This is a genomic window from Prochlorococcus sp. MIT 1300 (genome assembly GCF_034092375.1).
In the GTDB taxonomy this organism is placed as follows: domain Bacteria; phylum Cyanobacteriota; class Cyanobacteriia; order PCC-6307; family Cyanobiaceae; genus MIT-1300.
Map to the genome: position 1 here is coordinate 1,715,295 of NZ_CP139302.1, position 26,901 is coordinate 1,742,195.

25 protein-coding genes are annotated in these 26,901 nt (G+C 42.7%); 14 read left to right on the forward strand and 11 right to left on the reverse strand.

Going from position 1 to position 26,901, the window contains the following annotated elements; all coding sequences use genetic code 11:
- Positions 1–58 precede the first annotated feature (58 nt).
- The 3 genes from SOI83_RS08935 to SOI83_RS08945 all read left to right on the forward strand — a co-directional run bounded on the left by SOI83_RS08935 (position 59) and on the right by SOI83_RS08945 (position 2,873).
- The gene (locus tag SOI83_RS08935; RefSeq protein ID WP_320676343.1) at positions 59–856 is read left to right on the forward strand and encodes a PspA/IM30 family protein; all 798 of its coding nucleotides are present in this window, start codon (positions 59–61) and stop codon (positions 854–856) included.
- Positions 857–922: 66 nt separating this feature from the next.
- Positions 923–2,119, forward strand: a complete 1,197-nt coding sequence (locus SOI83_RS08940; protein ID WP_320676344.1) for an aminotransferase class I/II-fold pyridoxal phosphate-dependent enzyme — start codon at positions 923–925, stop codon at positions 2,117–2,119.
- Positions 2,106–2,873 (forward strand): biotin--[acetyl-CoA-carboxylase] ligase, encoded by a 768-nt coding sequence (locus SOI83_RS08945; RefSeq protein ID WP_320676345.1) that lies wholly within the window; start codon positions 2,106–2,108, stop codon positions 2,871–2,873. Before SOI83_RS08940 ends, SOI83_RS08945 begins: the two co-directional genes overlap by 14 nt.
- Here the strand turns inward: SOI83_RS08945 and SOI83_RS08950 are convergent.
- Positions 2,870–3,577: an ABC transporter ATP-binding protein gene (locus tag SOI83_RS08950; RefSeq protein ID WP_320676346.1), complete on the reverse strand. Its 708-nt coding sequence runs from the start codon at positions 3,575–3,577 to the stop codon at positions 2,870–2,872. The genes SOI83_RS08945 and SOI83_RS08950 overlap by 4 nt on opposite strands.
- On the reverse strand, positions 3,570–5,144 hold the full coding sequence (locus tag SOI83_RS08955; RefSeq protein ID WP_320676347.1) for an NAD(P)H-quinone oxidoreductase subunit N: 1,575 nt from the start codon (positions 5,142–5,144) through the stop codon (positions 3,570–3,572). Before SOI83_RS08955 ends, SOI83_RS08950 begins: the two co-directional genes overlap by 8 nt.
- 128 nt (positions 5,145–5,272) lie before the next feature.
- Here SOI83_RS08955 and topA point away from each other — a divergent pair, with 128 nt between their 5' ends.
- From topA to SOI83_RS08980, 5 genes are all read left to right on the forward strand, one after another.
- On the forward strand, positions 5,273–7,978 hold the full coding sequence (topA, locus tag SOI83_RS08960; RefSeq protein ID WP_320677733.1) for a type I DNA topoisomerase: 2,706 nt from the start codon (positions 5,273–5,275) through the stop codon (positions 7,976–7,978).
- A complete protein-coding gene (locus SOI83_RS08965; RefSeq protein ID WP_320676348.1) occupies positions 7,978–8,436 on the forward strand; it encodes a hypothetical protein in 459 nt (152 codons plus the stop codon). Before topA ends, SOI83_RS08965 begins: the two co-directional genes overlap by 1 nt.
- A 105-nt stretch (positions 8,437–8,541) precedes the next feature.
- Complete coding sequence (locus SOI83_RS08970; protein WP_320676349.1) at positions 8,542–9,150, forward strand: DUF2232 domain-containing protein; 609 nt, start codon at positions 8,542–8,544, stop codon at positions 9,148–9,150.
- Between the two features lies 1 nt (position 9,151).
- Positions 9,152–10,354, forward strand: a complete 1,203-nt coding sequence (locus SOI83_RS08975; RefSeq protein WP_320676350.1) for a nicotinate-nucleotide--dimethylbenzimidazole phosphoribosyltransferase — start codon at positions 9,152–9,154, stop codon at positions 10,352–10,354.
- 113 nt (positions 10,355–10,467) lie between these two features.
- On the forward strand, positions 10,468–11,358 hold the full coding sequence (locus tag SOI83_RS08980) for an ABC transporter substrate-binding protein (RefSeq protein ID WP_320676351.1): 891 nt from the start codon (positions 10,468–10,470) through the stop codon (positions 11,356–11,358).
- Here the strand turns inward: SOI83_RS08980 and SOI83_RS08985 are convergent.
- Positions 11,347–12,483, reverse strand: a complete 1,137-nt coding sequence (locus SOI83_RS08985) for an aldo/keto reductase (protein WP_414153410.1) — start codon at positions 12,481–12,483, stop codon at positions 11,347–11,349. The two genes, SOI83_RS08980 and SOI83_RS08985, sit on opposite strands and share 12 nt — an antisense overlap.
- A complete protein-coding gene (locus tag SOI83_RS08990; RefSeq protein WP_414153411.1) occupies positions 12,483–13,046 on the reverse strand; it encodes a bifunctional nuclease family protein in 564 nt (187 codons plus the stop codon). The genes SOI83_RS08985 and SOI83_RS08990 overlap by 1 nt, the downstream gene beginning before the upstream one ends.
- 66 nt (positions 13,047–13,112) lie before the next feature.
- Here SOI83_RS08990 and SOI83_RS08995 point away from each other — a divergent pair, with 66 nt between their 5' ends.
- Positions 13,113–13,775: a riboflavin synthase gene (locus tag SOI83_RS08995; RefSeq protein ID WP_320676354.1), complete on the forward strand. Its 663-nt coding sequence runs from the start codon at positions 13,113–13,115 to the stop codon at positions 13,773–13,775.
- A 56-nt stretch (positions 13,776–13,831) separates the two neighbouring features.
- On the opposite strand, the gene SOI83_RS09000 is transcribed toward SOI83_RS08995, so the two are convergent.
- The 4 genes from SOI83_RS09000 to coxB form a co-directional block, all read right to left on the reverse strand.
- Positions 13,832–14,212, reverse strand: a complete 381-nt coding sequence (locus SOI83_RS09000) for an AbrB family transcriptional regulator (RefSeq protein ID WP_320676355.1) — start codon at positions 14,210–14,212, stop codon at positions 13,832–13,834.
- 95 nt (positions 14,213–14,307) lie between these two features.
- Entirely contained in the window at positions 14,308–14,910 is a 603-nt protein-coding gene (locus SOI83_RS09005; protein ID WP_320676356.1) for a cytochrome c oxidase subunit 3, read from the reverse strand.
- Positions 14,907–16,589, reverse strand: a complete 1,683-nt coding sequence (gene ctaD / locus SOI83_RS09010) for a cytochrome c oxidase subunit I (RefSeq protein ID WP_320676357.1) — start codon at positions 16,587–16,589, stop codon at positions 14,907–14,909. The genes SOI83_RS09005 and ctaD overlap by 4 nt, the downstream gene beginning before the upstream one ends.
- Complete coding sequence (coxB, locus tag SOI83_RS09015) at positions 16,586–17,410, reverse strand: cytochrome c oxidase subunit II (protein ID WP_320676358.1); 825 nt, start codon at positions 17,408–17,410, stop codon at positions 16,586–16,588. The genes ctaD and coxB overlap by 4 nt, the downstream gene beginning before the upstream one ends.
- A 263-nt stretch (positions 17,411–17,673) precedes the next feature.
- Between coxB and SOI83_RS09020 the strand changes: the two genes are divergently transcribed.
- From SOI83_RS09020 to SOI83_RS09040, 5 genes are all read left to right on the forward strand, one after another.
- On the forward strand, positions 17,674–18,603 hold the full coding sequence (locus SOI83_RS09020; protein WP_320676359.1) for a COX15/CtaA family protein: 930 nt from the start codon (positions 17,674–17,676) through the stop codon (positions 18,601–18,603).
- Positions 18,596–19,597 carry a heme o synthase gene (locus SOI83_RS09025; protein WP_320676360.1) on the forward strand — a complete coding sequence of 334 codons (1,002 nt, stop codon included), beginning with the start codon at positions 18,596–18,598 and terminating at the stop codon, positions 19,595–19,597. The genes SOI83_RS09020 and SOI83_RS09025 overlap by 8 nt, the downstream gene beginning before the upstream one ends.
- Positions 19,598–19,691: 94 nt before the next feature.
- A complete protein-coding gene (locus tag SOI83_RS09030) occupies positions 19,692–20,705 on the forward strand; it encodes an ATP-binding cassette domain-containing protein (RefSeq protein ID WP_320677734.1) in 1,014 nt (337 codons plus the stop codon).
- Positions 20,706–20,751: 46 nt separating this feature from the next.
- Positions 20,752–21,606: an ABC transporter permease gene (locus tag SOI83_RS09035; RefSeq protein WP_320676361.1), complete on the forward strand. Its 855-nt coding sequence runs from the start codon at positions 20,752–20,754 to the stop codon at positions 21,604–21,606.
- A 4-nt stretch (positions 21,607–21,610) separates the two neighbouring features.
- Entirely contained in the window at positions 21,611–22,150 is a 540-nt protein-coding gene (locus tag SOI83_RS09040) for a hypothetical protein (protein WP_320676362.1), read from the forward strand.
- A 122-nt stretch (positions 22,151–22,272) separates the two neighbouring features.
- Here the strand turns inward: SOI83_RS09040 and groL are convergent, their stop codons facing one another.
- The 3 genes from groL to SOI83_RS09055 all read right to left on the reverse strand — a co-directional run bounded on the left by groL (position 22,273) and on the right by SOI83_RS09055 (position 26,237).
- A complete protein-coding gene (gene groL, locus SOI83_RS09045) occupies positions 22,273–23,970 on the reverse strand; it encodes a chaperonin GroEL (protein WP_320676363.1) in 1,698 nt (565 codons plus the stop codon).
- A 432-nt stretch (positions 23,971–24,402) separates the two neighbouring features.
- On the reverse strand, positions 24,403–25,155 hold the full coding sequence (gene fabG, locus SOI83_RS09050) for a 3-oxoacyl-[acyl-carrier-protein] reductase (protein WP_320676364.1): 753 nt from the start codon (positions 25,153–25,155) through the stop codon (positions 24,403–24,405).
- 47 nt (positions 25,156–25,202) lie between these two features.
- The gene (locus SOI83_RS09055; protein WP_320676365.1) at positions 25,203–26,237 is read right to left on the reverse strand and encodes a potassium channel family protein; all 1,035 of its coding nucleotides are present in this window, start codon (positions 26,235–26,237) and stop codon (positions 25,203–25,205) included.
- Between the last annotated feature and the right edge of the window lie 664 nt (positions 26,238–26,901).

A 26,901-nucleotide genomic window follows, 5' to 3' on the forward strand; every position in this document is an offset into this window, starting at 1 on the left:
TTAATTGGAGGATTGGAGCAAAGTCGCTACTCTCAATAGGGTCTGATTCAATGCCTCAATGGGCTTTTTTGACCGGCTTAGTCGCTTATTGCGCGCCAACCTCAACGATCTTGTAAGTAAGGCTGAGGATCCTGTAAAGATCCTTGACCAGTCGGTTGCTGATATGCAATCTGATTTAGTCAAATTGAGGCAAGCGGTGGCTATGGCCATCGCTAGTCAAAAGAGACTTGCTAATCAAGCTTCGCAGGCAGAAACTCAAGTTGCGGTTTGGTATGAAAGAGCAGAGCTAGCTTTGAAGAAGAGTCAGGAAGATTTGGCGAGAGAAGCTTTGACTCGAAGAAAGAGTTTTCAAGAAACTGCTATTTCTCTGAAAAAACAACTTGATGGACAAGATGGTCAAGTTGAAACGCTGAAAAGGAGCCTTGTTGCACTTGAAGGGAAGATTGCTGAGGCGAAAACGAAAAAGGACATGCTTAAGGCTAGGGCTCAAGCAGCTCAAGCCCAGCAACAACTCCAGAGTGCTGTAGGTGGTTTGGGCACTAATTCTGCTATGGCTGCTTTTGAACGGATGGAGGATAAAGTGCAAGCCTTGGAGGCGACAAGTCAGGCAGCTGCAGAACTTGCTGGTGCTGATTTGGAGAGTCAGTTTGCAGCCTTAGAAGGAGGAAAGGATGATGTTGATGATGAATTGGCTGCTTTAAGAAAGAGTCTGAAAGCAGGATCTGAGGCGGTGGCTTTGCCTTCTTCAGCTAGTGAATCTAAAATCTCAAATAATCAAGAAGTTGTTGAGCAAGTTAAAGTTGAGGAAGTTGATGCTGATTTAGAAGAGTTAAAAAGGTCAATCGATAGTCTTTAAGAATTGGATTGATGTTCTTTATTTAGAAAAGTCGTTCTAGTAATTTAATTTCTTGAGAATCTTTAGATGATTAGATCTAATCGCCTTTCTTTGTTGGGAACTGGAGTTTTTGCTCGTAATGATCGACGAAAGAATGCTTATAGATCTTTTAGTGAAAAATCTGGAGCATTACCTTTGCTTGATTTGTCATTAGGGTCTTCGGATCTTGAACCTCCTAAGAAGGTGGTTCAATGTATTCAAAATGCAATGTTCGATTCTGCCAGTTTCGCCTATTGCTTGCACTCTGGCACTAGACCTTTTAGAGAAGCAGTTGCCTGTTGGGCTAAAAAGCGTTTCGACGTAAGAGTTGATCCTGATCGGGAGGTTTTGCTGTTAGTTGGTTCTCAGGAGGGGACGGCACATTTCCCTATGTCAGTTTTAAATCCAGGAGACCGAGGGTTAATCCTGGACCCCTCATATCCTTCTCATAGGGCAGGTTTGCTTTTAGCTGATGCGTTTATTCAGAGACTTTCTCTTCGAGCAGAAGATAATTGGAGGCCCAGCTTTCACACTTTAAGTAATGCTCAATTGGAACAGTTGAGCATTATGGTTTTTGGTTTTCCTCATAACCCTATAGCTCAAGTTGGAAAGCAAAGTTGGTTGGACGAAGCTATGGCAATAGGTGTTAGGAATGATGTAATTGTTGCTCATGACAATCCTTATGTAGATCTTGCCTTAGAAGGCGAGGCTCCTGCTTTATTGCGAACTGAAGGCTGGCGAGAATTGGGGATAGAATTTTTTTCTTTTTCAAAGGCTTGGTGCATGGGGGGGCTGCGCATTGCTTTTGCTATAGGGGGCGAGCCGTTGATTAGTGCGCTGAGAGACTTAAAGGGCGCAATTGATTTCAATCAATCAGTTGCACTTCAAGCTGGAGCAGTATCTGCAATTTCAGAGGCTGAGGATTGGCCTAACTACGTTCGAGCTATTTATAGAAAGAGGAGAGATAAGACTCTCGGAGCTTTGCAAACTCTTGGCTGGGATGTACCTACACCAACAATGTCGCTGTATCTCTGGATGCCTCTCCCTCTTTGGGCTAAGCAAAAGGGAATAGATGATGAGACATTGGCTTTTGAAGTTCTTCAAAACACTGGTGTAGCTTTGACACCAGGCTCTGGATTTGGACCTGGAGGGAAAGAATGGCTTCGGCTTGCTTTGGTTCGCCCTGTTGATGAGCTAGAGGCAGCGATAAGTCGTATGAAGCTTTGGTGGCATGAGCAAAGTTAATACATGGAAAGGAGCTGCTTCTGTGGCGAAATCTTTGCGAAATAATCCTTTGGCTAAAAATTATTGGCGACTTCGGTGGTACCCAGTCTGTGCGAGTACAGAAGTGTCATTATCAAATTGGTTAAATGAAGAACAATCTGCTTTTAAAGAGCAACAGCGAATAGCTATATTTGCTGCTCGTCAGAACCATGGTCGAGGTCAGTTAGGTAGGGCTTGGCAATCACCTTTTGGAGGGGTTTGGTTGAGTGCTGCTATGCCTTGGCCTGACCTTGATAATTCAAGTGGATTACTTGGCTTTGCAGTGGCGGTTGCCTTATGTGAAAGGCTGGAAAGAAAAGGTATAAATGTTAAAATAAAGTGGCCAAATGACTTGATGGTTGGAAATAAAAAGTTGGCAGGATTTTTGCCAAGGCTCATAAGTCGTGGAACTAAAATACGATTTGCTCGAATAGGACTTGGTCTAAATGTATGCAATCAAGTCCCTAAAGAAGGAATAAGTTTAGGTGAATTAATTAAAACTACTTATTGCCATATTGACTATTGGGCTTCGGAGTCACTTATAGCCCTTGATCATGCAATAGAACTTGCGAGTACGCCAGGTTGGGTGTGTTCTGAAACTCATAGAAGACTTTGGGCTAAATTTGTTGTTGATCCAAAGTCTGGCAAGTGTTGGGATATTGAAGGATTAAATTTTGACGGGAGTTTACGAATTCAAAGAAATGGTAAGGAGGTTAATTGGAGTAGATGGAATTAATTCTCTTGTGATAAGTGCATAATTTTTCCATCCTTAAAGTGAACAGTTCGCTTGGCTCTTGAGGCAACTTCATCCTCATGAGTAACCAGTACAAGCGTTATTCCTTGACTATGAAGCTCGTCAAACAGATTTAGTACACCTTCTGTTGTGCTCGAGTCTAAGGCCCCTGTTGGTTCATCTGCTAACAATAAAGCTGGTGTGTTGATAATTGCTCTTGCAATGGCAACCCTTTGTTGCTGGCCTCCAGATAGCTGGTTCGGCCGGTTATTAATTCTTTCACTTAAACCCACTCTAGTTAATGCTTCTTCAGCCCTGGTTTTGCGCTCTTTGTTGGGGATGCCTGCATAAATCATGGGAAGCATTACATTCTCCAATGCAGTTGCCTCAGGTAGTAAATGGAATTGTTGAAATACAAAGCCCAGCTCCTGATTGCGAAGGTCCGCTAGTTGGTCATCAGAAAGATCTTCAACAGCAACATTATTAAGCAAGTAGCTACCCTTAGAAGGACGATCAAGACAGCCAAGAATATTCATTGCAGTACTTTTGCCGGAGCCGCTGGCTCCCATAACTGCAAGATAATCACCTTTGTTAACTACCAAGTTGAGTTGATCTAGGGCTTTTATTTGTAATGAACCATCCCCATAAAACTTACTTACATTAGTAAGGCTTGCTACAGGCTTGTATGTGGTTTGTGTATTAAACAATTTCTTTTACTTGGGTGCTTAAAGAAATTGCTTCTTGAAGAAGTGGGGTTCCTGAAACGGTGTTATTTGCCCATTGGAATAATGGGTTGGAAAGTATTCCGCCTACAGCTGTAACTATTACACAGGTAATTAGTGCAACTCTCAAAGGAGGCATGCCTAGTTTCTGCCATTGAATAGATGGATATTTTTTAACAACATCTGAGGCTTCTTGTGGCTCCTTTACCACCATCATCTTTATGACAGAAATGTAGTAATAAATTGATATAACTGAGGTTACTAATCCAACAATTACTAATAGATACTGGTGATCGGCCCAACCTGCAAAGAATAAGTAAATCTTTCCAAAAAAACCTATCATTGGAGGGATACCCCCTAGAGAGAGTAAGCAAAGGCTTAATCCGAGAGTTATCAATGGATCCTTTTGATATAAACCTGCAAAGTCAGAAATCCTGTCACTACCTGTACGTATTGAGAAAAGGATGATGCATGCAAATGCACCTAGATTCATAAATAGATAGGCGACCATATATAACACCATTGATGCGAACCCGTCTTCGGTTCCACATACAAGACCAATCATGACAAACCCTGCTTGGCCAATAGAGCTATATGCCAACATTCTCTTCATGGATGTTTGGGCTAGGGCTACTACATTCCCTAACGTCATACTTAAGACTGCTAACACCGTAAAAAGTAGTTTCCATTGACTATCAAAAGCACTAAAACATCCAACTAGAAGCCTTAGAGCAAGAGCAAAGCCTGCCGCTTTTGAACCAACCGAAAGGAATGCAACAACTGGAGTTGGTGAACCTTCGTAAACATCTGGAGTCCATTGGTGAAATGGTACTGCTGCAATTTTGAAAGCAACAGTTGCAAGGATGAATACGAGTCCAACTGCTGCTAAAGGTGTTGGTGTTGTTGCAAGAGCTAGTCCAATGCTTTGTAAATTCGTAGTTCCGCTTATGCCATAAAGCAACGATGCTCCATAAAGAAATACAGCCGCCGCCGCAGAACCTACAAGGAGATATTTCAGAGCCGCTTCAGAACTTCTAGCATCGGTTTTTAGATATCCAGCAAGTAGATAGCTTGCTACGGATAACGTTTCTAAAGAAACAAAAACGCTTACGAGATCGGTTGAGCCGCAGAGGAGCATCGCTCCCAAGGTAGCTGCAAGCAGAATGGCTGCATATTCACCAACTGGGCTTCCACTTTCTTCTGCGTAGCGCCAGCTGATCAGTAGGGATATGAGCGTAGAAAGGGCTACTACTGCTCTAAATGCAATGGCTAAGTTGTCAGCTAGAAATGCACCTAGAAACGCGTCCTCTAGGGGGCCATTCCATTGCAGTGCGAGTAGCACTAATGAAGCAATTAATCCCAAATAACAAATTGGAGGAGCCCACTTTGCAGCAGCTTTTTCGCCTGCTAGGTCCACTATGAGTGTCCCCAGCAATGCTAGTAATACTGCGCCTTCTGGGGCAATTGCCCCGGCATTTAAGGCAAGGTTTAGCAGTTCTGGTGGAGCTGCTGTGACCATGGTGGAAAACAAAAAGACACCCGTCTCGGGCATTGCGAGTGTGGGTTTAAACCTGTATTAGTAACTGTAGCGGTGGCAGCCTCCAGGATTTTATGAAAATGTTGATCTATGTAGTTTCGACCTCAATGCGATAGACAAAGAAGATGGCAAAAAGTTCGTCTGTGGCACAAACATTAGTGATCGTTGAGAGCCCTACAAAGGCTAGAACGATTAGAGGGTTCTTACCAAAGGCCTTTCAGGTAGAGGCTTCCATGGGGCATGTGAGGGATTTGCCCAACAACGCCAGTGAAATTCCTGCAGCTCAGAAAGGGCAGAAATGGGCCAACCTTGGTGTGAATACTGGAGCAGATTTTGAACCGCTTTATGTTGTTCCTAAGGACAAGAAAAAGATTGTTAAGGAGCTCAAAGCGGCTCTAAAGAATGCAGATCAATTGCTTTTGGCTACTGATGAGGACCGAGAGGGTGAGAGCATTAGTTGGCATTTACTTCAGTTGCTTGCACCAAAGGTGCCTGTCAAGAGGATGGTTTTTCATGAGATAACCAAGGAGGCAATTGCTAAAGCGCTCGATGAAACCAGGGATCTAGATATGCAGTTGGTTCATGCGCAAGAAACTCGCAGGATTTTGGATCGCTTGGTTGGCTATACCCTTTCTCCCCTACTTTGGAAGAAAGTTGCATGGGGACTTTCTGCAGGACGAGTTCAATCAGTTGCTGTACGTTTGTTAGTTTTAAGAGAAAGAGATAGACGAGCTTTTCGAGTAGGAAATTATTGGGATTTGAAAGCAGGGCTTGAGAAAAAAGGAAGTCGCTTTGAAGCCAAATTAGTTAATTTAGCTGGTAAGAAAATTGCTACAGGGAGTGATTTTGATGAGACAACTGGAACTTTAAAATCTGGAAGTAATGTTCGACTGATTAATGAAGAAGAGGCGCTTAAACTTGTTGAAGATATTAGTAAAGGTGATTGGCGGGTACAGAAAGTAGAAGAAAAGCCAAGTGTTAGAAAACCTGTTCCACCTTTCACAACAAGCACACTTCAGCAAGAGGCAAATCGCAAACTTCGCTTATCTGCCCGGGAAACAATGAGATGTGCTCAGGGCCTTTATGAGCGAGGGTTTATCACATATATGCGTACAGATTCTGTGAATTTGTCGCAACAAGCTATTCAGGCTGCACGTGATTGTGTTGGTTCTCTATATGGGAAAGAGTATTTGAGCAAGACTGTTCGAGAGTTCAGCACTAAGGCCAGGAATGCTCAAGAAGCACATGAGGCTATTAGGCCTGCAGGAGAAAGGTTCCGTATGCCTAATGAAACAAACCTAGAAGGACGTGATCTTTCTCTCTATGAATTGATTTGGAAGCGAACTGTTGCAAGTCAAATGGCCGAAGCACGCCTAACAATGTTGTCTGTGGATATAAGTGTAAAGGAAGCAACTTTTAGGGCCAATGGTAAGAGAATTGACTTTCCAGGTTTCTTTAGGGCCTATGTAGAGGGAAGTGATGATCCAGATGCAGCTATTGAAGGCAAAGAAGTTCTTCTGCCTGATTTAAAGGTTGGTGATTCCCCTGTGGCTAATCAAGTGGAAGCTTTGCCCCATCAAACTCAACCGCCTGCTCGCTATAGCGAAGCTTCTTTGGTCAAGATGCTTGAAAAGGAGGGTATAGGTAGACCATCCACATACGCGAGCATTATCGGAACTATCGTTGATCGTGGATACGCAGCCCTTCAGAGCAATTCCCTGACACCTAGCTTTACTGCTTTTGCTGTTACAGCCTTATTGGAGAAACATTTCCCTGATTTAGTCGATACAAGCTTTACTGCAAGAATGGAATCAACATTGGATGAAATTTCTACAGGGAAAGTTAATTGGCTTCCATATTTAGAAGATTTTTATAAAGGAGAAGAGGGCCTTGAAATTCAGGTTCAACAACGAGAGGGAGATATTGATCCTGGTGCTTCAAGAACCATTGATCTTGAAGGTTTGCCTTGTGTTGTGCGTATAGGGCGTTTCGGCGCCTATCTAGAAGCTAAGCGACAAGGTGATGATGGCCAAGAGGAGTTGATTAAGGCCAATCTTCCTAAGGAAATTACCCCTGCAGATCTAGACGAGAAAAAGGCGGAGTTGCTTTTGAAGCAGAAGGCAGAAGGACCTGAGTCAATTGGCGAAGATCCTGAAACGGGTGAGAAAATTTATTTGCTATTTGGTCAGTATGGCCCTTACGTGCAACGTGGTGAAGTTAGTGAAGAGAATCCAAAGCCGAAAAGAGCTTCTTTGCCAAAAGGAGTCAAACCTGAGGAATTAGTTCTTGAGGATGCGCTTGGTCTTTTGCGTCTTCCAAGATTGTTGGGGGAGCATCCAGATGGAGGCAAAGTTCAGGCTGGACTTGGTCGGTTTGGTCCTTATGTTGTTTGGAATAAAGGTAAGGGTGAGAAGGATTATCGATCTCTTAAAGGTGATGATGATGTTTTGGATGTTGGATTAAGTCGAGCACTTGAGCTGTTGGCTATGCCTAAACGAGGGCGTGGTGGCCGAACAGCATTGAAAGATTTGGGTCTCCCTGAAGGTAGCAAGGAAAATGTACAGGTTTTTGATGGGCCTTATGGTTTATACGTCAAGCAGGGCAAGGTAAATGCTTCTTTGCCAGAGGGCAAAAGTGCGGATGACATTACTTTAGAAGAAGCTGTAGAACTTTTGGTTGCGAAGTTAGCTACTAAAAAACCTGCTGGTCGAAAGAAAAGTCCATCTTCGAAGGCCCCTAAAAAGAAAACTTCAAAAGCTGCTTCTGCAAAGAAAAAACCTCCAGCAACAACTAAGACAGGACGCCTTAGGGCTAGTGCGGTGAGAGTTATTAAGCCTGGGGATCCTTGATGCAAAAAACTTCAATAATATCCATACCCTATAAGTATTCAGCAATAATAATTTGCTGCTCATTCGTTATAGGAATCCAATCTTGTGCAGGTACAGAATTTGGGAAGGAACTTGCTGAAAGTTTTGATTCAACAAGGGGTATTGATGACACTATCTTGCCGCGCAAAAAGTCAATTAAAAAAGCTGTCAGGGTAATTTCCAATAAAGATAGTAGGAAGTTAGAAGAAGTTGTTGATTCCAACCCTAAAAAGATCAAGGTAGTTGCTCGTAATCAGAAAAATAGAGTGATTGAAACTAGAAAACCATTTAAGCCACAACCATATCGAATAACTATTCAACTCTCTGCTGCTGACCCTTCTGCACCAGCAGAGAGTGTTACTAAGGCATTGAGAGGTGCAGGCGTCAGTTTTGAAGTTGAAAAGATTGAGCGTGTTTTGTCGAATTCTTTGAGAGAGTAATAGAAACTCTTCTTCGATCTATGAATCTTTTTTTGTGGTTTTCAGTAAGCGGAATATCAGAGGAGCTTTTAATTGAGAAGCTTTAGCCGAAGAAAAGCTCTACGAATGATGGAGACGTCATATTTGGCAGCTGCTTTTGCCTTGATATGGCTTGCTTTGTATTACTTGCCAATAGGAGGAGCTTTTTTTCGCTTAGCACTACCATTGCCTCTTGCTTTGCTGCAATTACGCCGAGGCTTTAAAGCTGGGTATGAGGGGCTTCTGCTTGCAGTGATGCTTCTAGTTGTACTTATGGGGCCTGTGCGGGGGCCGTTGGTTTTGTTCCCTTATGGCTTCTTGGCCTTGTGGTTGGGGTGGTGTTGGCACAAAGGGTGTAATTGGTGGTTTAGTTGGTGGATAGGAGTTGTTATTGGATCTACAGGTTTTTTGGTAAGGGTTTTGATGTTGTCTCTTTTAGTTGGTGAAAATCTTTGGGTGGTAATTATTAGGGCGGGGTCTGGACTCCTTGATCGATTATTTGATTTTTTAAATCTTGGAATTACTCCTGAGTTAAATCAAGTGCAGCTTGCAGCGATTGGGTTAGTTGTTGTTCAAGAGATTATTTACGTTTTAGTTCTGCATGCTTTGGCTTTTTGGCTATTCCCTAGACTGAGGTCGCCAATTCCTGATCCCCCAGGAATTTTGCAAGGATTAGTAGCACTTGATCCACTGTAAATTGAAGCAGAGTGTCTCGTTCAAAATAGGCTCCCAAGATTTTTCGGCCTTTGGCGATTCGGCTGATCCAGTAGTTCTCAATCGCTGGTTAGAGGCATGGGTAGATCAGGCAAAATCAACGAATTTCGTTTTGGTTTTAGCGGGTTCTAAAACTTCTGAAATAGAGGGAATTTCTTCTGCAGGAGCTACTGGACTGTCTCGTAGGTATACAGCTTTGGCTGATGCTGAATTTGTTCTTAAAGGCCCTGGTTTTAAAAGTCAATACCCTTTGCCTTCACTTAAGGCTGGGTTTTCCCCTGCATTAATTACTTATGTAGCTGCTTGTTCCTTGGGGTTAGTCCCTTTGGTTTTAGTCGTAGGAATTCTAGGAAATGCGAGATTCCCTCATTTACTCTTTGAACCGCCTTCTTTGGGACCAGCTAATTGTCTTAGCAGTGGCAAAGCAATGCCATTAAATCGCGTTGAAAGACTCTGGGATAGAGGATTCGCAATGGGTAGAAAATTAAAAGGAAATTTAGTTTTAGCTGAATGTGTTCCGGGTGGAACAACTACGGCTCAGGCAGTACTTACTGGTTTGGGTATCTGTGTGAGTGACTTGATTAGTGGGAGTGGAAAAACACCTCCATTGAAGTTGAAAAAGGAGCTAGTAGAAATTGGCCTTAGATCAGCATCGTTAGGGCCTAATCCATTGCCAAAGGAACTAATTGCCGCAGTTGGGGATCCTTTTCAAGCTGCTGCAGTTGGACTTTTGCTTGGGGCTAGAAGTGCTGAAAAACCAGTTTTATTGGGTGGCGGGAGTCAAATGCTTGCCGTCCTTGCAATCGCTTTGGCAACTTTGAAGCCGTCAAGACGCAAAAAATTTTTAGATGGAGTATCAATTGGTACTACAGCTTGGTTGATGAATGAATCTCTTCAGTCAGGCTCAAGAGCGAGTTCTCTTGGTGCATTGATGAATCGTGTAGAAGAACATTTTGGAGTCAGCCTTTTAGGCCTGGCATCAGGATTGAGGTTCCATATGAGTAACCATCAATGCTTACGAGATTATGAACTTGGTTATGTAAAAGAAGGAGTTGGAGCTGGCGCTCTTGCATTATTGGCTCAGTTGCATGGAAAGTCTTGTGAAGACTTGGTCAAAGCCTGTGATTTTGGCGTTGAAACATATATGAAAACAGTTAGTGAGGGGATATCCCCTTCAGATAAATAATTTTTGAAATGGGATTTCAAATGCTTGGTAGAAGAGAATTCTTGAGGGGGGCATTATCTGTAGGCCTTCTGAGCCTTTCGGGCTGTTCTTCTACTAAAAGCAGATCGATCTTGATGGCTAGTCCTGAAACTGTACCGAAGTATTGGCGACAAGTTTTGCCTATTGATTGGAGGTATAAACCATTGTCCTCAGGTTCTGAGCAAAAACCTTTTGATAAAGGACTTAAAGATGCAGATTTGCTTGCTCTTGGAGATGGCTGGCTAATGAATTTGCCTATAGACCGTTTAAAGCCAATTGATGCAGATCTTTTGAAGAAAAGGTTAGGCTTTCAGGCCCAATCTTTTCTGGAGGGTCTGAATGAAAATCTTTCTAGTCGAGTATTACCTGTAGGGGTTAGCCCTTGGGCATTGCTTTTTAGAAATGGCGACTACTGGCAGGATGAAGCAAGTAATGGTTGGGATGTTTTATTAGATCAAAAATTAAAAGGATTAATAGTTATGCCTGAAAGTCCTCTTTTGGTAATGAGTATTGCTCAAAGAATCAAAAGTTCTGATGCGCTTAAGCAATTAGTTGCTCAGGTTTACTCTTTTGATGATAGAAATGCATTGAATTGGTTATTAAAAGATAAGGCTCGAGTTGCGATTCTTCCCGTAGAGCGATGTTTTGGTCTTTTAAGAAGAGATCCACGATTGAAGGCAATACTGCCTAATAGTGGTTCACCATTGCATTGGACTGTTTTGACCATTCCTGCTTCCAGTGGACAGAAACTTCCTAAAGAGTGGGTTGAAGCGGCTTGGGATTCATCTTTGACTAAAAAGCTTCTCTCTGAAGGGTGGTTGCCTCCTTTACCGTATGAAAAGTTGAGTAAATTGGTTGCGCCTCTTCCTTTTAAAGACGCCTTATTGCCATCTCAAACTGTTTGGGACAGGTGCTGGTCTATCCCTCAATTAACTTTTGAAAAGCAAAAAGAACTTCTTGAAGTGTGGAATCAATCATTCCCATAGTCGTCTACGCGGCGAATCCTTTAATAGTTGATGAGTGTTTGAAAGTAGTTCAGGTATAGGTAGTTGATATGGACACCTGGGCAGACATTCTTGACAATTTTCACAAGCATCACCATTAACGCTTTCCCACCAATGGCCTGCTTTACCAATGAGGTTGTATCTTTCTTTGGCAAATCCAATTAGGTCATGACCTATTGCAAGATTTCTCAAGCGTAAAATCTCGGGAATAGGGACAGCTTCAGGACATGGGAGGCATTTTTGGCATTGACCACATTGTGTAATTCCAAGTCTTTTTTTCCCAGCAAATTGAAGATGTAAAAGACAAGCTTCTTCCTGTTTTGTTAGAGGCCCATCTTTATGGGCTAGTTTTTGTGCAATAGAAAAGTCTTCGGGTTTAGAAGCTCCAAGGGTGAGCGTGCTTATGCCGTTTGCGATTAGGAACCTATATGCAAGTTCAAGGGGAGGGATTGGATTGCAATCTTCAGTTAGGATTTTGCTAGGTGCTTGGAGTCTCCCTCCTTTATCGGCTGGTGAGATAGCCATGACTCCTATTCCTTCCTCTAAGGCTTTTTTTGCGAGGGGCAATCTCCCGGGGTCCAGAAGGTGAAGATGAAGGCTACAGAATTGAAATACTTTGCTAGTTAGTGCTTTTTTAATTAAGACTTTTGATCCATGGCTACTGAAACCAATTTGATCAATTAATCCTTCTCTCTTGGCCCAATTTAGGAGCTTCTTTCCGTCACCATTAATGGCCCAATGAAGATGTTCTGGGAGGTTTAGTCCATGAATTGCAAGATTGTTAACTTTAGAAATTCCAAGTCGCAAAATTGATTTTTTGAGTTGGTTTTTTCCTTCTTCGAACGATAGACCTGGAATGATTTTGCTTGTAATTACCCATCCTCCAGGAGGATTGAGCTCAAGAAGCTTCATTTCTTTTAGAGCTAATCCCACAAAAGCTTCTGCTTGTCCATATGAAGGAGCTGTTTCAATGTGATTGATTCCAGAGAAATAAGCAGCTTTGAGAACATTGAACATTTGCTCGGATGACTCGAGCGCTCTCATTGTGCCAAGAGTAAAGAGACTTACTTGTGAGCCTGCACCAAATGAACGCCGCATCATCGACATTATTTCGTGCTTTTGTCTTCGGGATCAGATGGTTCTTCCCCTTTAGGGGTACGAGATTTGAGATGCCTGACTAAGGCGGCCGGACTTACTTCATCTAAAAAACGTCTGAATTTGTCTTGGTCTTCTTCATCTGCTTCAGCATCAACTGGAATGGAAGCTTCTCCTACAACTTTTTCAAGCATCCAAATGCCGCAGTTTGTCCGCACTGCTAAAGCAATTGCATCGCTTGGGCGTGCATCAACATCAAGTAGAGCTTTTGGCTTTTCATTGTTTTCGGTTTCATCTTTTGTAACTGGACTAATTTTGAGTATTGCTTGAAATGTGTTTGCTTCAATCGCATGAATGATTACTTTCTCTAGATGGAGGTTCCCAGCATGTAGAAGGTCAACCATTAGGTCATGACTAAGAGGACGCTCAAGGTGAGTACCTTTAATCCCCGCCAAAATATTGTGGGCTTGTGCATGATCTATCCAAATCGGCACTTGTCTTCTACCGGAGGGATCACGAAGTAAAACAATTGGTGTTCGATTGGACGCGTCGAGTGCGAGACCGGCCACGCTCATCTCGACCACAGTTCCTCCTTTATCTTTTATCTAATTATGGCTAGTTTTCATTAGCAGGGAACTTCAATGTTTACTGGGCTTGTTCAAGGCATTGGGAAAATTAGGCGTCGTTCACGTGGACTCCTGATTGAGAATTGTGAGTCTTTGGGACCTTTGACGCTGGGAGACAGCATTGCCGTAGATGGTGTTTGCCTTACCGTGGCGGAAATTGTTCCAAATGGTTTTTTGGCAGATGTTTCAGAAGAGACACTTCGTCGTACAACACTTGGGCTAAAGGCCGATGCATTGGCGTGCGTGAATCTTGAACCCGCACTCAGATTGTCTGACCGGATGGGTGGTCACATAGTTAGTGGACATATAGACGGACTTGGAAAAGTAGTTGAAATTGTCTCTAATCCCCAGTCCGTACATCTTGAAGTGATGTGGCAGGAGTCTTCGTATGGACGGTATGTATGCGACAAAGCCAGTATTTGTCTTAATGGAATTAGCTTGACCGTTGCTGCAAGTATTAGTAATGGCAGTCGCTTTTCAATAGCTGTTATTCCCCATACATGGACAAATACTTCGCTTAAGGTTCTTAAAGAGGGTGATCTGGTGAATTTGGAGGCTGATCTGATGGCTAAATATGCCGAAAGCTTGTTGTCAGCAATGTTTGAAGAAACAAATATAAAATCCTCAGCGCATCCTCTTATTTCAAAAGAATGGCTGGCTAACCAAGGTTGGGTTTAAAAAAATTAAGCCCTAGAAGATTCCTAGGGCTTTAAAAGTATAGAAATGAGATGTTTCTAAGAGGTTTCGTCGGAGGCTTTTTTGTTTTGCAATGGGAGAAGCCCAATGATTCCAGAATCTCGATGAAGTTCAATTCGGAACTCTTGCCCAGGTTCTAGTCCTAGCTTCTTTGTATAGGCATGACCTATTAAAAGGTTGCCGTTCCCATGGACCTTCGTACGAAACTCGGCTTGGCGGCCACGAGAGGATCGATTTCCTGGCCTCCCAGAACGATTGGTACGTAATTTGTAGCCTTTAGCTTCTACTAGGGCTCGGTAGAAGCTTTTGCGTAGAACGCGACCACTGGGGCCCACATACCCACAACCTCGAGCAATTTCATCCTCAGGACGATTGCTGAGAGATCTGGCTTTGTCCAGGAGTTCTTTTCCGACCAGCATTTCGCCAGCATTAGTTGAATCAATTCTGACTAGAAAGTGCAACTGTGGCAAGGGATTGCTCTAATCTTTGTTGATTGACAAGTCATAGCAAGGGTTTAAAGGAGGTAGAGGATGATAAATAAAATCACCCATATGCCATCAACAAAGTGCCAATAGAGCTCAGCAGCCTCAAGAGGAAAATGGTTATTGCTGTTAACTCGACCACCAGGGGAACGTGCTTGCCACCAGACAATTAAGATCATTATTGTTCCAAGACAAACATGTAATCCGTGAAAACCTGTTAATGCATAGAATGTGCTTGCGTAGAGATTGTCAGTCAAGCCAAATGGCAGTGTAAAATATTCGAACATCTGGCTAATTAGGAACAAAGAACCCAAGGATGCAGTTAAAAGAAGCCAGCTTTGGCAAGTCTTTGACATGTCTTTTCTTAGTGCCTGTCCTGCTCGATGAAATGTTGCACTGCTTACAAGCAATAAGATTGTATTAAGCGTTGGGAGTGGAAGCTCTAATTCATATATAGCATCAGGTAATAATGGGTTTACAGCTTTAAAAGTTAGATAAGCAGCAAAAAAACCTGCGAACGTCATCCCATCTGCTACGAGGAATGCAGCTAGGCCAAAAAGTCTATAATCTCCGTGATTTTCCTGCTGTTCAATTTCAGGAGAACTTTCTTTGTTAATTGTTGATGAAGTTGTCATTTTTCCACCTCTTTGGAATCTTCAAAGGGAGCTTGCTTTGTTTCCATATCAAGACTTAAGCCTTTTTGAGTCTCTCCATATCCATAAGGCTCTTTGACGAGGGGAGCTGGGCCAGACCAGTTTTCAATTGGAGGAGGAGATGTGGTGAGCCACTCTGGGGTAAGTGCTTCCCATGGATTGTTCCCTGAAGGGATTCCATCAAATGCGCTTTTAACTACGTTCCAAAGAAAAGGAATAGTGCTGATGGCCATTATTAGTGCACCAGCGCTACTGATTTGATTAACTAAAGTGAATTGAGGGTCATATTCTGCAACCCGACGAGGCATTCCGTTAAGACCAAGCCAATGTTGGGGGGCAAAACAAAGGTTGAAGCCTATAAAAGTCAAAAGAAAGTGAATGCGACCCAGATTTTCGTTAAGCATGTGACCAGTAAATTTTGGGTACCAATGATAGATAGAGGAAAAAATTACAAACACTGACCCTCCGTAAACAATGTAGTGAAAATGGGCCACTACAAAGTAGGTGTCATGAACATGAACATCGAATGGAACTTGCGCGAGTGCAACACCTGTTATTCCACCTAAGACAAAGTTAACTATGAATCCACATGAAAAAAGAAGAGCAGAGTTAAGTGAGATTCTTCCTCCCCAAAGCGTTGCAACCCAATTGAAAAATTTTATCCCGGTTGGAACAGCAATAAATGAGGTAGCAATTGTAAAAAAGAGTCTCATCCAAGGGGGGGTTCCACTCGTGAACATGTGATGAGCCCATACCACCAACCCTAAAACAACTATTGCCATGATTGAATAAACCATTGTGGTATAGCCGAACAGTGGTTTTCGACAATGAACTGGAAGTATTTCACTCACCAGGCCAAAAGCAGGCAAAACCATTATGTAAACAGCTGGGTGAGAGTAAAACCAAAAAAGATGCTGATAGACAATTACATTCCCTCCTAATGAAGGATTGAAGAAGCCTGTATGAGCAACAATATCAAAGCTTAAAAGTATTAAAGTTCCCGCAAGAACTGGAGTGGATAGAACAACTAGAATACTTGTTCCCAGCATTGCCCAGCAATACATTGGAAGTTGCATCAGCTTTAAACCAGGCCTTCTAAGCTTTAAGATCGTCGCGATGAAATTGATGCCTCCAAAAATTGAACTTCCTCCTAATAGGAGAACACTAAGTATCCATATGATTTGCCCTGCTGCTGGAGTGGTTATGCTTAAAGGCGGGTACGCTGTCCAGCCTGATTGAGCTGCACCAGTTATGAAGTAGCTAGTTATTAGCATTAATCCAGCTGGGGGAATTAGCCAAAAGGCGACAGCATTTAGCCTCGGGAATGCCATGTCCCTTGCTCCAACGTAAAATGGAATTAGGTAATTACCAAATGCCCCATTTACCACAGGAACAATCCAGAGAAATATCATTATTGTTCCATGTAGAGTTAAAATTTGGTTATATACATCTCTGGGCATAAAGTCTGAAATGGGGCTTGTAAGCTCTATTCGAATTGCTCCAGCTAGTAATCCACCAATTAAATAAAATATAAAACCACAGATTAAGTATTGAAGGCCGATGACCTTGTGATCCAGGCTGAAACTGAAGTACTTTAGCCAACCAGTTGGTTGAAGACTAAGTTCAGAAAGATCACTTTCTTGAGGATTGGAAGTTGTCATGCTATTGGATTAGTTGGCTTTGCATTTGTGTTAAACCATTCTTCGTAATTTTCAGGTTCTTCTACAACGACTGAAGACCTCATTCCGCCATGGTATGGGCCACATAACTCTGCGCAGATGATTGGATATCTTCCTGTTTTTGTTGCGGTGAAATTAAGGATTGTTGGTTGGCCAGGAATAATATCTTGTTTTAGACGAAATTCTGGGACCCAAAAAGCATGAATTACATCCTTGGAGTCCATTCGCATACTTATCGGTTGTCCTTTAGGAACATGTAATTCTCCTGAGGTGATATCTCCTTCAGGGTAATGAAAGATGAAGGCGAATTGGAGAGCATTTACCTCAATACGTAGAGGTGCGAACATCCCTGTTTTTGTGGCATCTTCAGGATTGGAGCCGATGCCTCCCCAGATTCTTTGATCATTCGACATGGCCGCGTGGTCATGCACTCCATGATCCAATGGTTGCATCCCTCCCATTCGGTCATAAATGTCGTAGCTGTAGAGCCCAACAAATAAAACGACAACAGCAGGAACTGCAGTCCAAAGTATTTCAAGAGGCAGGTTCCCTTCTATGGGCAATCCATCACCAATTTCATCAGGGCGGCGCCGGAATTTGAAAAGGCTATATACAACTAGTCCTGTCATCCCGAGGAAAAGAATTGTCCCAATACTGAATAGAACTTTGAAAAGTTCGTCGTAAACAGGGGCATTCTCACTGGCATCAACCGGGAGTAAATTGACGTTCTGTCCAGCCCACAGTCCCATAAGAATGAGGGCTGTGGAGATTAAAAGCGTCTTGATGGCCGAGGGAATCGGCAATTGTGGCCTCCAATATTTCACTAAGCCTATGTAGTTACTGGGCGTTCATCATTCAGGGATTGTTAAGGCGTTATGAAGTCCTGATGGAAACTTGCTTTGAAAGGGATTGATTAGTGGTCGAACCGTGGTCGCAAATAATTTGTGTCAGGGATATGAGATTTTTCAAGGTTTTTTGATGTTGTAGTCGTCCATACAACCTGACGTTTCTGCATCAATCGCTAGCTTTCACGAACATCAACCCATTTATGAATAAGGGTGGATCATTGACTACTTCCTCCCTCCCTGTGATTCGATTGCGTCTTGCCCAATTGACTTCACATCTTGTGGTGGCCCTAATAGCCCTTGTGGTTATTGGTGGCTCCACAAGGGTTATGGAAGCGGGACTTGCATGTCCAGATTGGCCTCTTTGTTATGGCTCGCTTTTCCCTGGCAGGCAGATGAACCTTCAAGTTTTTCTTGAATGGTTTCACCGATTAGATGCCTTTTTAGTAGGGGTCGCGGTGTTGGCTCAGTTTTGGGTCAGCTTGAGGTGGCGAAAGGTTTTGCCAACATGGCTTCCTTTTATATCTGGTTTACTTGTCCTTATGGTTGGGATCCAAGGAGGGTTGGGAGCCCTAACAGTCCTTCAATTGTTGCCTTCTGGTGTCGTTAGTGCTCACTTGGTTTTGGCACTAACTCTTGTTGCAATGGTTAGTGGAATAACTCAGCGGTTGTTTTCTCGCTCAAATTCTAATTCGCCATTTTGGTGGAGGTTGATGGGGGTTATTTCACTCTTTGCGGTAATTATTCAATCGCTTTTGGGTGGTCAAATGGCTACTGCCTGGGCTGCACAGAGGTGTAGGAATTTCGGACAGGCTTGTGAGCTCATTGATTTTCATCGCTTCTCTGCTGTTCTAACTTCTGCAACTATTTTGAGCTTTGTATTAGTTGCCTTTATTGCAGGTGGGTGGCCTAGGAGTCAATGGCGGTTTCTTTTGTCTGTAGTTGGGCTCTTAATCATCCAAATCACTCTTGGAGTACTTACCCTTCGTTTTGGTTCCTTCTACCCAACCATCACTATTTCCCACCAGTTAGTGGCAGCTTTGTTAGTTGCTTTTTTGGCGGCGTTGGTTTGCCGACGTCCCGATATTCCTACTAAGGAAATTAGTTTCATTTCCGAGATCTCATCCCCCCTGGAGCATTGTCATGGTTAGTTCCACCTCCGAGATGCTTCAGCCTCAAGCGATTCGGGAGCAAGTGGTCCCATCTCGCAGGTTTATAAAGCTCCCTCCATGGTTAGAGGTGGCAAAACCTCGTCTTATTCCTCTACTTCTAGCTACAACCATTGGAGGGATGGCTCTTACAGAGGGATGGCCATTGCCCTCTCCAAGACTGGCATGCACTTTGGGTGGCGGCGCCTTGGCGGCGGCGGCGGCAGGAGTGCTCAATTGTCTTTGGGAACAGGATCTTGATGGGAGGATGAAACGCACGAGTGGACGAGCACTGCCTTCAGGTCGTTTATCTTCGAAAACAGCTTTTGCAGTAGCTATTTCTTGCACCTTGGCGGCTGCAACCCTTCTTGTTAGTGGGGTTAACTGCCTTGCCGCTGGCTTGTCTTTGCTCGGACTTTGTAGTTATGTCTTGCTATACACAGCACTTTTAAAGCCAAGAACATCTAAAAATATTGTTGTAGGAGGTGTTGCAGGTGCAATACCTCCACTGGTAGGGGCAGCAGCTGCAACTGGGCATGTCGGTTTGGGAGGTTGGTGGTTATTTGCTTTGGTGATGGTCTGGACCCCAGCTCATTTTTGGGCATTGGCGTTGTTATTAAAGGATGACTATCGCTCAGTAGGCATACCTATGCTTCCAGTTGTGAAAGGTTCTTTCTTTACGGCAAAAGCAATCACCCGTTACGGTTGGGCAACGGCATTCTTAAGCGTTTTTGGAATATGGGCACTACCTGAAGGTGGTCTTTTATATGGTTTGCTGTGTTTGCCTTTTAATTTTCGGCTAATTCAAATGGTCCGCCGTCTTTGGCATGATCCTGAAGATCTGGAAAGGGCCAAGGGACTGTTTAGATGGTCAATCTTGTACATGTTCGGGATTTGTTTGCTCTTAGTTCTTAGTCGCCTTCCAGTCTCTGTTCAGTTCGATACACAGAGTGTCCTTTTGCTCCAACAGCTGGCAATGGGTGGTCAATTGAGCTAAAGATATTTAAACTCTCCATTTTTATTTTTTTAATAGCACTTCTTTTTTGCTGTCTACATTTCACCAATGATCCTTAAGTTGTCCGCTAGATTCGATCGCTGTGATTGAACTTCAGGAGCTCGAAAAGTCTTATGGGCCTGTAAAGGCTCTGAGAGGGTTAAGCCTTCAGGTTCCTTATGGGTGCTTATATGGCTTGCTAGGACCAAATGGAGCTGGGAAGACAACCACTCTTAGGATTTTGTGTACACTTCTTGCTCCAGATTCTGGGAAAGTCAGACTGGCTGGAATTGATGCATTAGAAGATCCTCGTGGAGCTAGGACTAGACTTGGATATGTGGCACAGGAAGTAGCAATTGATAAAATCCTTTCAGGAAGAGAGTTGTTGCAATTACAAGGTGATCTTTATCATTTGCGTACTAAAGAAAGAGACAAGCGAATATCGGAATTGATAGACCAGCTTGATATGAGTTCATGGATAGATCGTCGTTGTGGTACTTATTCTGGAGGGATGAGGCGAAGACTTGATCTGGCTACAGGCTTGTTACATCAGCCTGAGTTACTTGTTTTGGATGAACCAACAGTAGGTTTGGATATAGAAAGTCGCTCTGCAATTTGGAGTTTGTTGCGTAAGTTAGTCGATCAAGGGAAAACAATTCTTTTGAGTAGTCATTACTTAGAAGAGGTTGAGGCGCTGGCTGACCAGATGGCAATTATTGATAATGGACGAGTTATTGCAGAAGGTACACCTTCAAGTCTTAAGCAGCAACTTGGGGGAGACAGAGTTACTTTAAGAGTCCGTGAATTTAGTGATAAAAATGAGGCTGAAAAAGTTAAGGGACTTCTTGTAAATGTTGATGGTGTTCGCAAGGTGGTTGTTAATCGAGCACAAGGTTTTTCTCTGAACCTTGTGGTTGACAATGAAAAGGTATTGCAGCGCTTAAGAGATGTGCTTGCTAGTGCTCAAGTGCCCATCTTTGCGATTTCTCAGAGCCGCCCAAGTCTTGATGATGTTTATCTTCAAGCTACTGGTAGAACACTTATGGATGCTGAATTGGAAGTTGCTGGTCAGCGAGATATAAAACTAGAAACCAAAAAATCTATGCGCTGAGCTTTGCTTGACGAACACCCTCTTTTCTCATTTTATCAACATCCTAATGACTATTAACAACTCAGTGTTTCTTGAAAAGTCTTCTCCAAATGGAGCTTTTGCAGAAATAACCCAAGAAACTCTTGGCTTGACTCGGCGGCTTTTCTTGCAATTGATGAGACGACCATCAACTTTGATAGCGGGAATTATTCAGCCTTTGATTTGGCTTGTTCTGTTTGGGGCATTGTTTGCCAAAGCTCCTGAAGGAATGCTTCCTGGTGGAATTAGTTATGGTCAGTTTTTAGGAGCAGGCGTAATAGTGTTTACAGCATTTAGTGGCGCCTTAAATGCTGGTTTGCCTGTGATGTTTGATCGTGAATTTGGATTTTTGAACCGACTTTTAGTTGCGCCCTTGAGAAGTAGAAATTCTATTGTCTTTGCTTCTGTTATTTACATTACGATTATCAGTCTTTTGCAGAGCCTTGCAATTATGTTTACCGCGTCTTTGTTGGGTTATGGATGGCCAGGCACCTCTGGGCTTTTGGTTGTTTTAGTCACCTTGCTTTTGTTGATATTTGCTGTTACGGCTATGAGTCTTGGTTTGGCATTTGCTCTACCAGGTCATATAGAGCTTATCGCTGTCATATTTGTGGTGAACTTGCCGCTTTTATTTGCAAGCACCGCATTGGCTCCAATTTCTTTCATGCCTACGTGGTTGGGGTGGCTAGCTTCCATAAATCCGCTTACCTTTGCTATTGAACCGATTCGTGCCGCATATTGTGGTTCGATTGACCTGGGCCAGGCTTTAATTCATGCTCCCTATGGGGATGTAAATGGTTATGGTTGTCTTAGTGTTTTATTGGCTCTAACTTTTGGACTTTTCTTTTTGGTTAGTCCTTTGCTAAATCGTAAACTCACTTAATCCAGTGAAAGACTTACCTTCTTCTGATTGTTTACTTAGGTCTAGAAAGAAGAATATTCAACAACAAATTAGGATCGCTATAGATCAAGGACGCTTCCAGGAGGTTTATAAACTGCAGTCACGATGGGTTCATCGCTATGGCTATTCAGATCTTCCATTGAGTTTGAGTGGACCAAATCAGCATAAGGAAAATATAAGTTTGGAAAGTCTTCTTGTTATGGACCTTGAATCTAATGATTTAAGCTTTGCAGATAAAAAACAAGGAAGGCGATCGATTTGTGATGAACTTATTAATTCAGAAAAATCAGGCATTCAGCCTAAAGTAGGCTTTCAAGAAGATTTGCCTATTCGTAGAGTGAGATCATTCATTGGAAACTCTTCTGAAGAGTTTGTTGCACCTGTAAGTCAAATACCAGCAAAACAATTAAAGCAATCTGAAAATAATGTCTCTAGCTCCTTCCCGCCACCTCCACGAAAATCGACTCCTAGGAATTTAAGAAGGTGGCTTGCTGATAGTGAGGATGAGCGTCCAAAAGCATGCTAAACCTAACCAATTACCTTCATCCCTTGGTTTAGATTGTCAAATTAAAGTAAATTTCTTCCTTCTATTTGTAATTATGATGTAGAAAAATACCCCCGATAAATTTATTTATCGGGGGTATTTTTCTACATCATCCCTGGCATACCCATTCCACCCATTCCACCCATTCCACCCATTCCACCCATTCCACCCATTCCACCCATCATGCCACCCATAGGATCAGCACCACCTTCACCTGCAGGTGGTGCTGGAGGTTCTGGTTTGTCAGCTATCACTACTTCAGTTGTTATTAGGAGAGATGCAATAGAGACTGCGTCTTGGATTGCAAGCCTTAGGATTTTTGCTGCATCAACTATCCCTGCTTTTAGCAGGTCTTCGTAAGTTCCCTTCAGGGCATTGAAGCCTTTGCCAGAATTTTTGACTGAGGAAATAACCACATCACCATTCTCCCCAGCATTGATAGCAATTTGGCGAAGTGGGGCACTTAAAGCTCTTTGAACAATTTCAACTCCTGTGAGTTGGTCGCCTGTGAGTTGTTTCGCTAATTGATTGAGATCATCACTTAGCTGAAGCAATGTAGTTCCTCCGCCAGCAACTATGCCTTCTTCGACTGCAGCTCGAGTGGCATTTAAGGCATCTTCGATTCTAAGTTTTTTATTTTTTAGTTCAGTTTCAGTAGGTGCTCCAACCTTTATAACTGCTACTCCCCCAGCCAATTTGGCAATTCTTTCGTTGAGCTTATCTCTATCATATTCAGAATCAGTAGCCTCAAGTTCTCTTTTTATTGATGCCACCCTTGCAACTACTGCATCTTTGTGGTCATCATTAGCAACAATAGTTGTACTGTCTTTGGTGATAGTTATTCTCCTTGCTTTCCCGAGATCAGATAACTCTACTTTGTCTAAAGTCATGGCCCGATCTTCACTAATAAGGGTGCCACCAGTTAGAACAGCAATATCCGCCAATGCAGATTTTCTCCTTTCGCCAAAAGAGGGTGCACGTACTGCTGCAACTTGTAAAACACCTCTATTTTTATTAACCACTAAGGTCGCAAGGGCTTCTCCTTCCACTTCTTCAGAAAGGATTACCAAGGGAGAACTTTCTTTTTGAATAGTTTCTAGAATAGGAACAAGATCAGTTACTGCTGAAATTTTTCGATCCGTTATTAAAAGTAATGCATTTTCAAATTCACATATTTGGTTTTCTGCATCAGTCACAAAATAAGGAGAACTGAAACCTCTATCAAAAGCCATTCCTTCAGTTACTTCTAATTCAGTCGCTAGAGACTTAGATTCTTCTACAGTTATTACACCATCAACACTTACCTTTTCCATAGCTTCCGAGACTATTTTGCCGATTTCTTCATCACTTCCAGAGCTCACAGTTGCAACCTGGAGAATTTCATTTGGACCAACTTTTTGGCTTCGTTTCTGAAGCCCTTGCAGAGCCGTTGTAACGGCTTTTTCCATGCCTCTTCGTAATTCTATTGGACTTGCACCAGCAGTAGCATTTCTAAGTCCCTCATGAACCATTACTTGGGCTAGAACAGTCGCGGTAGTCGTGCCATCACCGGCTTTGTCTTTGGTCTTAGATGCGACTTGTTCTATAAGCTTTGCTCCTAAATTTTCAAAAGGATCTTCGAGTTCGATTTCTTTGGCAATAGTGACCCCATCATTAACAATGTCAGGAGCTCCAAATTTCTTTTCAAGAACAACATTTCGCCCTCGGGGGCCAATGGTCACTTTTACCGCATCAGCCAAGGCATTAACGCCTCGTTCAAGGGCGTTACGGGAATCATCTGAAAAGCTGAGGAGTTTTGCCATGGTCTTCTAATACCCGATGACAATTTCCCACAGCAAGTTGACTCAGTGGGAGGGGGAATGAGTGGGGAAAGCCGAATGCTTTGTGATTTTCGTGTGCCGGCAACGAATTTGCTAGTTATCGTTTGTGTATGAATGATTCAGGAACTCTATTTTTTGTTCTGATGGCTGGTCTTGCGGGAACGATGACATTGGTTTACTTCCCATTGCGCTTTTTTTTAACAGCTACAGCAAGAAGTCGAAGGTTGAGACTATTGCAACGTATTCGAAGACTTCGTGATGAATTGGGTCAGCCTTTAGACTCCTAAAACTTTTTAAATATTGTCTCTAAAGTTATTCTTTTAAATTGCATTAGTTGTGGCCTATTATCGGTGAATTTAGTGTTCTGAGTTTAGTTTTATAAAACCCCCTTTATATTCATTGATATGCTATCAATTACCCCATAACCATTCCTCCATCAACTTGTAGGACCTGTCCTGTTATATATGCAGCAGCAGGATCCGCTGCTAAGAATCGAACACTTCCAGCTATTTCTTCTGGTGAACCCAATCTTGCCAAGGGAATTGCTGTCAATATTGGTTCTACATTCAAACCCTTAGTCATATCTGTTTCAATGAATCCTGGTGCAACTGCATTGACCGTAATTCCCCTACTGGCAAACTCTTTTGCGGAGCTTTTTGTTAAACCAATGACACCTGCCTTTGCTGCAGCGTAATTAGCTTGTCCCGCATTTCCCATTAGTCCAACAACAGATGTGATATTTATAATTCTTCCTTTTTTCTGCTTAAGCATTGTTCTGGCAACAGCTTTTGTACATAGAAAAACTCCTTTTAAGTTGAGATTCATAACTGCTTCCCAGTCTTCGCTTTTCATTCTCATCAAAAGGCCATCACGGGTAATGCCTGCATTGTTTACAAGGATGTCTATCTGACCACTTTTTTCAAGGATGGTTTTGAAAAGATCATCAACCTCTATTTCGTCAGCAACGTTTGCCTTGACGCTGTAAGCAACCCCTCCAGAACTCTCTATTGCTTTAACTACTTCGTTGGCTTTTTCAGGGGAATTGGCGTAGTTAATCACCACTTCTGCTCCAGAATTAGCAAGCGCTAGTGCAATTGCCCGTCCTATGCCACGACTTGCTCCTGTTACTAGGGCAGTTTGACCTTGGAGTTGAGTTTGGAAAGTCATATTGGTGAAATGAGCTAAGGGGGATCGTAGTAATGCAAGAGCTGTCTTCAGCTAGACATTTGCTCTACTGTTTCTAGTGTTTGACCTAAAAGGTCACGTAGGCGAGTCAGTTGAGACTTGCTGCCTAAGACCACAAGTAATTGACCAGGCGAAATCTCTACATTGCTTCCTGGGTTGGTTATTAAGTTTGAACCATCTCGAATTGCTAAAACCATTGCTCCACTATCTCTTCCTAACTGCAGTTTGGAAAGACTTCTATGGGCAAGGTTCTTGAAAAGTTCTGGATTGCTGCTAAGTCGAAATTCTTCAATTTCGCAGTTTGATCCTGCTAGTAAATCCATAAAGTCAACTGCTAAGGGACGTAATGCCGTGGCTGCCATCGTTCGACCGGCGGCGACATAAGGACTAACTACAACGCTTGCCCCAGCAAGCTTCAGCTTGACTGCCGCTTCTTGACTCTCAGCTCTCGCAATGAGACGACATTCTGGACGTAACCCTTTTGCGCTAAGAATTACATACAAGTTGGCAGCATTATTAGGAAGGGTTGCCACCAAGCTCTTGCATTTCTCCAATCCAGCCATTAACAAAGTTTCATCTAATGTTGCATCAGCCTGTAAAACATTAAGGCCACATTCTTCGGCTGCAAGCTTTCTGGAAGGGTCAATCTCTACAACTAGTATTGGAACACCTTCTAAAAGAAGTTGCTCTGCAATCTCCTGACCTATTCGTCCATAACCGCAGACAATTACGTGATCACGCATGCGACGTATGACTCTTCTAAACCTTAGCTCTTTGAGCTGCCGAAAGTAGCCAGAGTCCGCCAGCCTTAGGATTCTCTGGATAGTTAATTGCACAACAATCAAACCACCAGTGATTATTAGTACTGTTACGACACGTCCCGCTGCACTTAGAGGCTCTACTTCTCCAAACCCTATTGTTGTAATAGTGATTAGGACCATCCACAGACAATCTCCTAGGTCCCACCCTTCTGTAAGCCTGTATCCAATTGTTCCTCCTATAACCAGTAAATTCAAGGCAAGGATTGGGCCGAGCCAGGGCTTTGTTAGTGCGCGCAGCTTCAAATCTTTGAATTGACTAGGCTTTACTAGGGCAAAACCCTTTTCGCATTATAAGCCAAGCATGTTAAAAATTTTCTCTTCATTTATTGTACGCAAGTGATGTTCACCTGACTTTATACAATAGATTCCTTGTAAGTCTGGCCAGGTTTATTTATCATTCCCTAAACTTATTAAGGGTATTCTATGGAATAGATATAGAAGTTGAGATGTATAGAAATTTGTTATTACAACATCAGAGGATCCTATTTCGCTCGATCTAAGTCGAAAGATTAGCCCCTTGAAAGTATCTTTGTTTGAATATTAGGTGATTTAGTTCTTAGTTTAAAGGCAAGATCTATCCAGATTTGTTTGAGGTAATCTCCTTTGCTCTACCTTAGTAACAGCAGTATGAGTGGGTCATCTCCACTTGGAGGATTCCTTCTGGCCTCAGCTAAATTCTTGCTTGGTAATGATGTTCGAAATTTACTTGCTTCTAGCTTTACTCCTAAAGATGTTAAATAGCTTTCCCATTGTTGCGCGGGCCAAGTATTAGAAAGTCTTACAATATTATTAGCAGCAAAACCTTCTTGGGTAATTCGATTGGGGGATTTGGCTAATTAAGAGCATTAAATTTATTGGATTACCTTTAGAGAATTTGAGACATGTTTGGAAGCCTGCTTCTCTTATG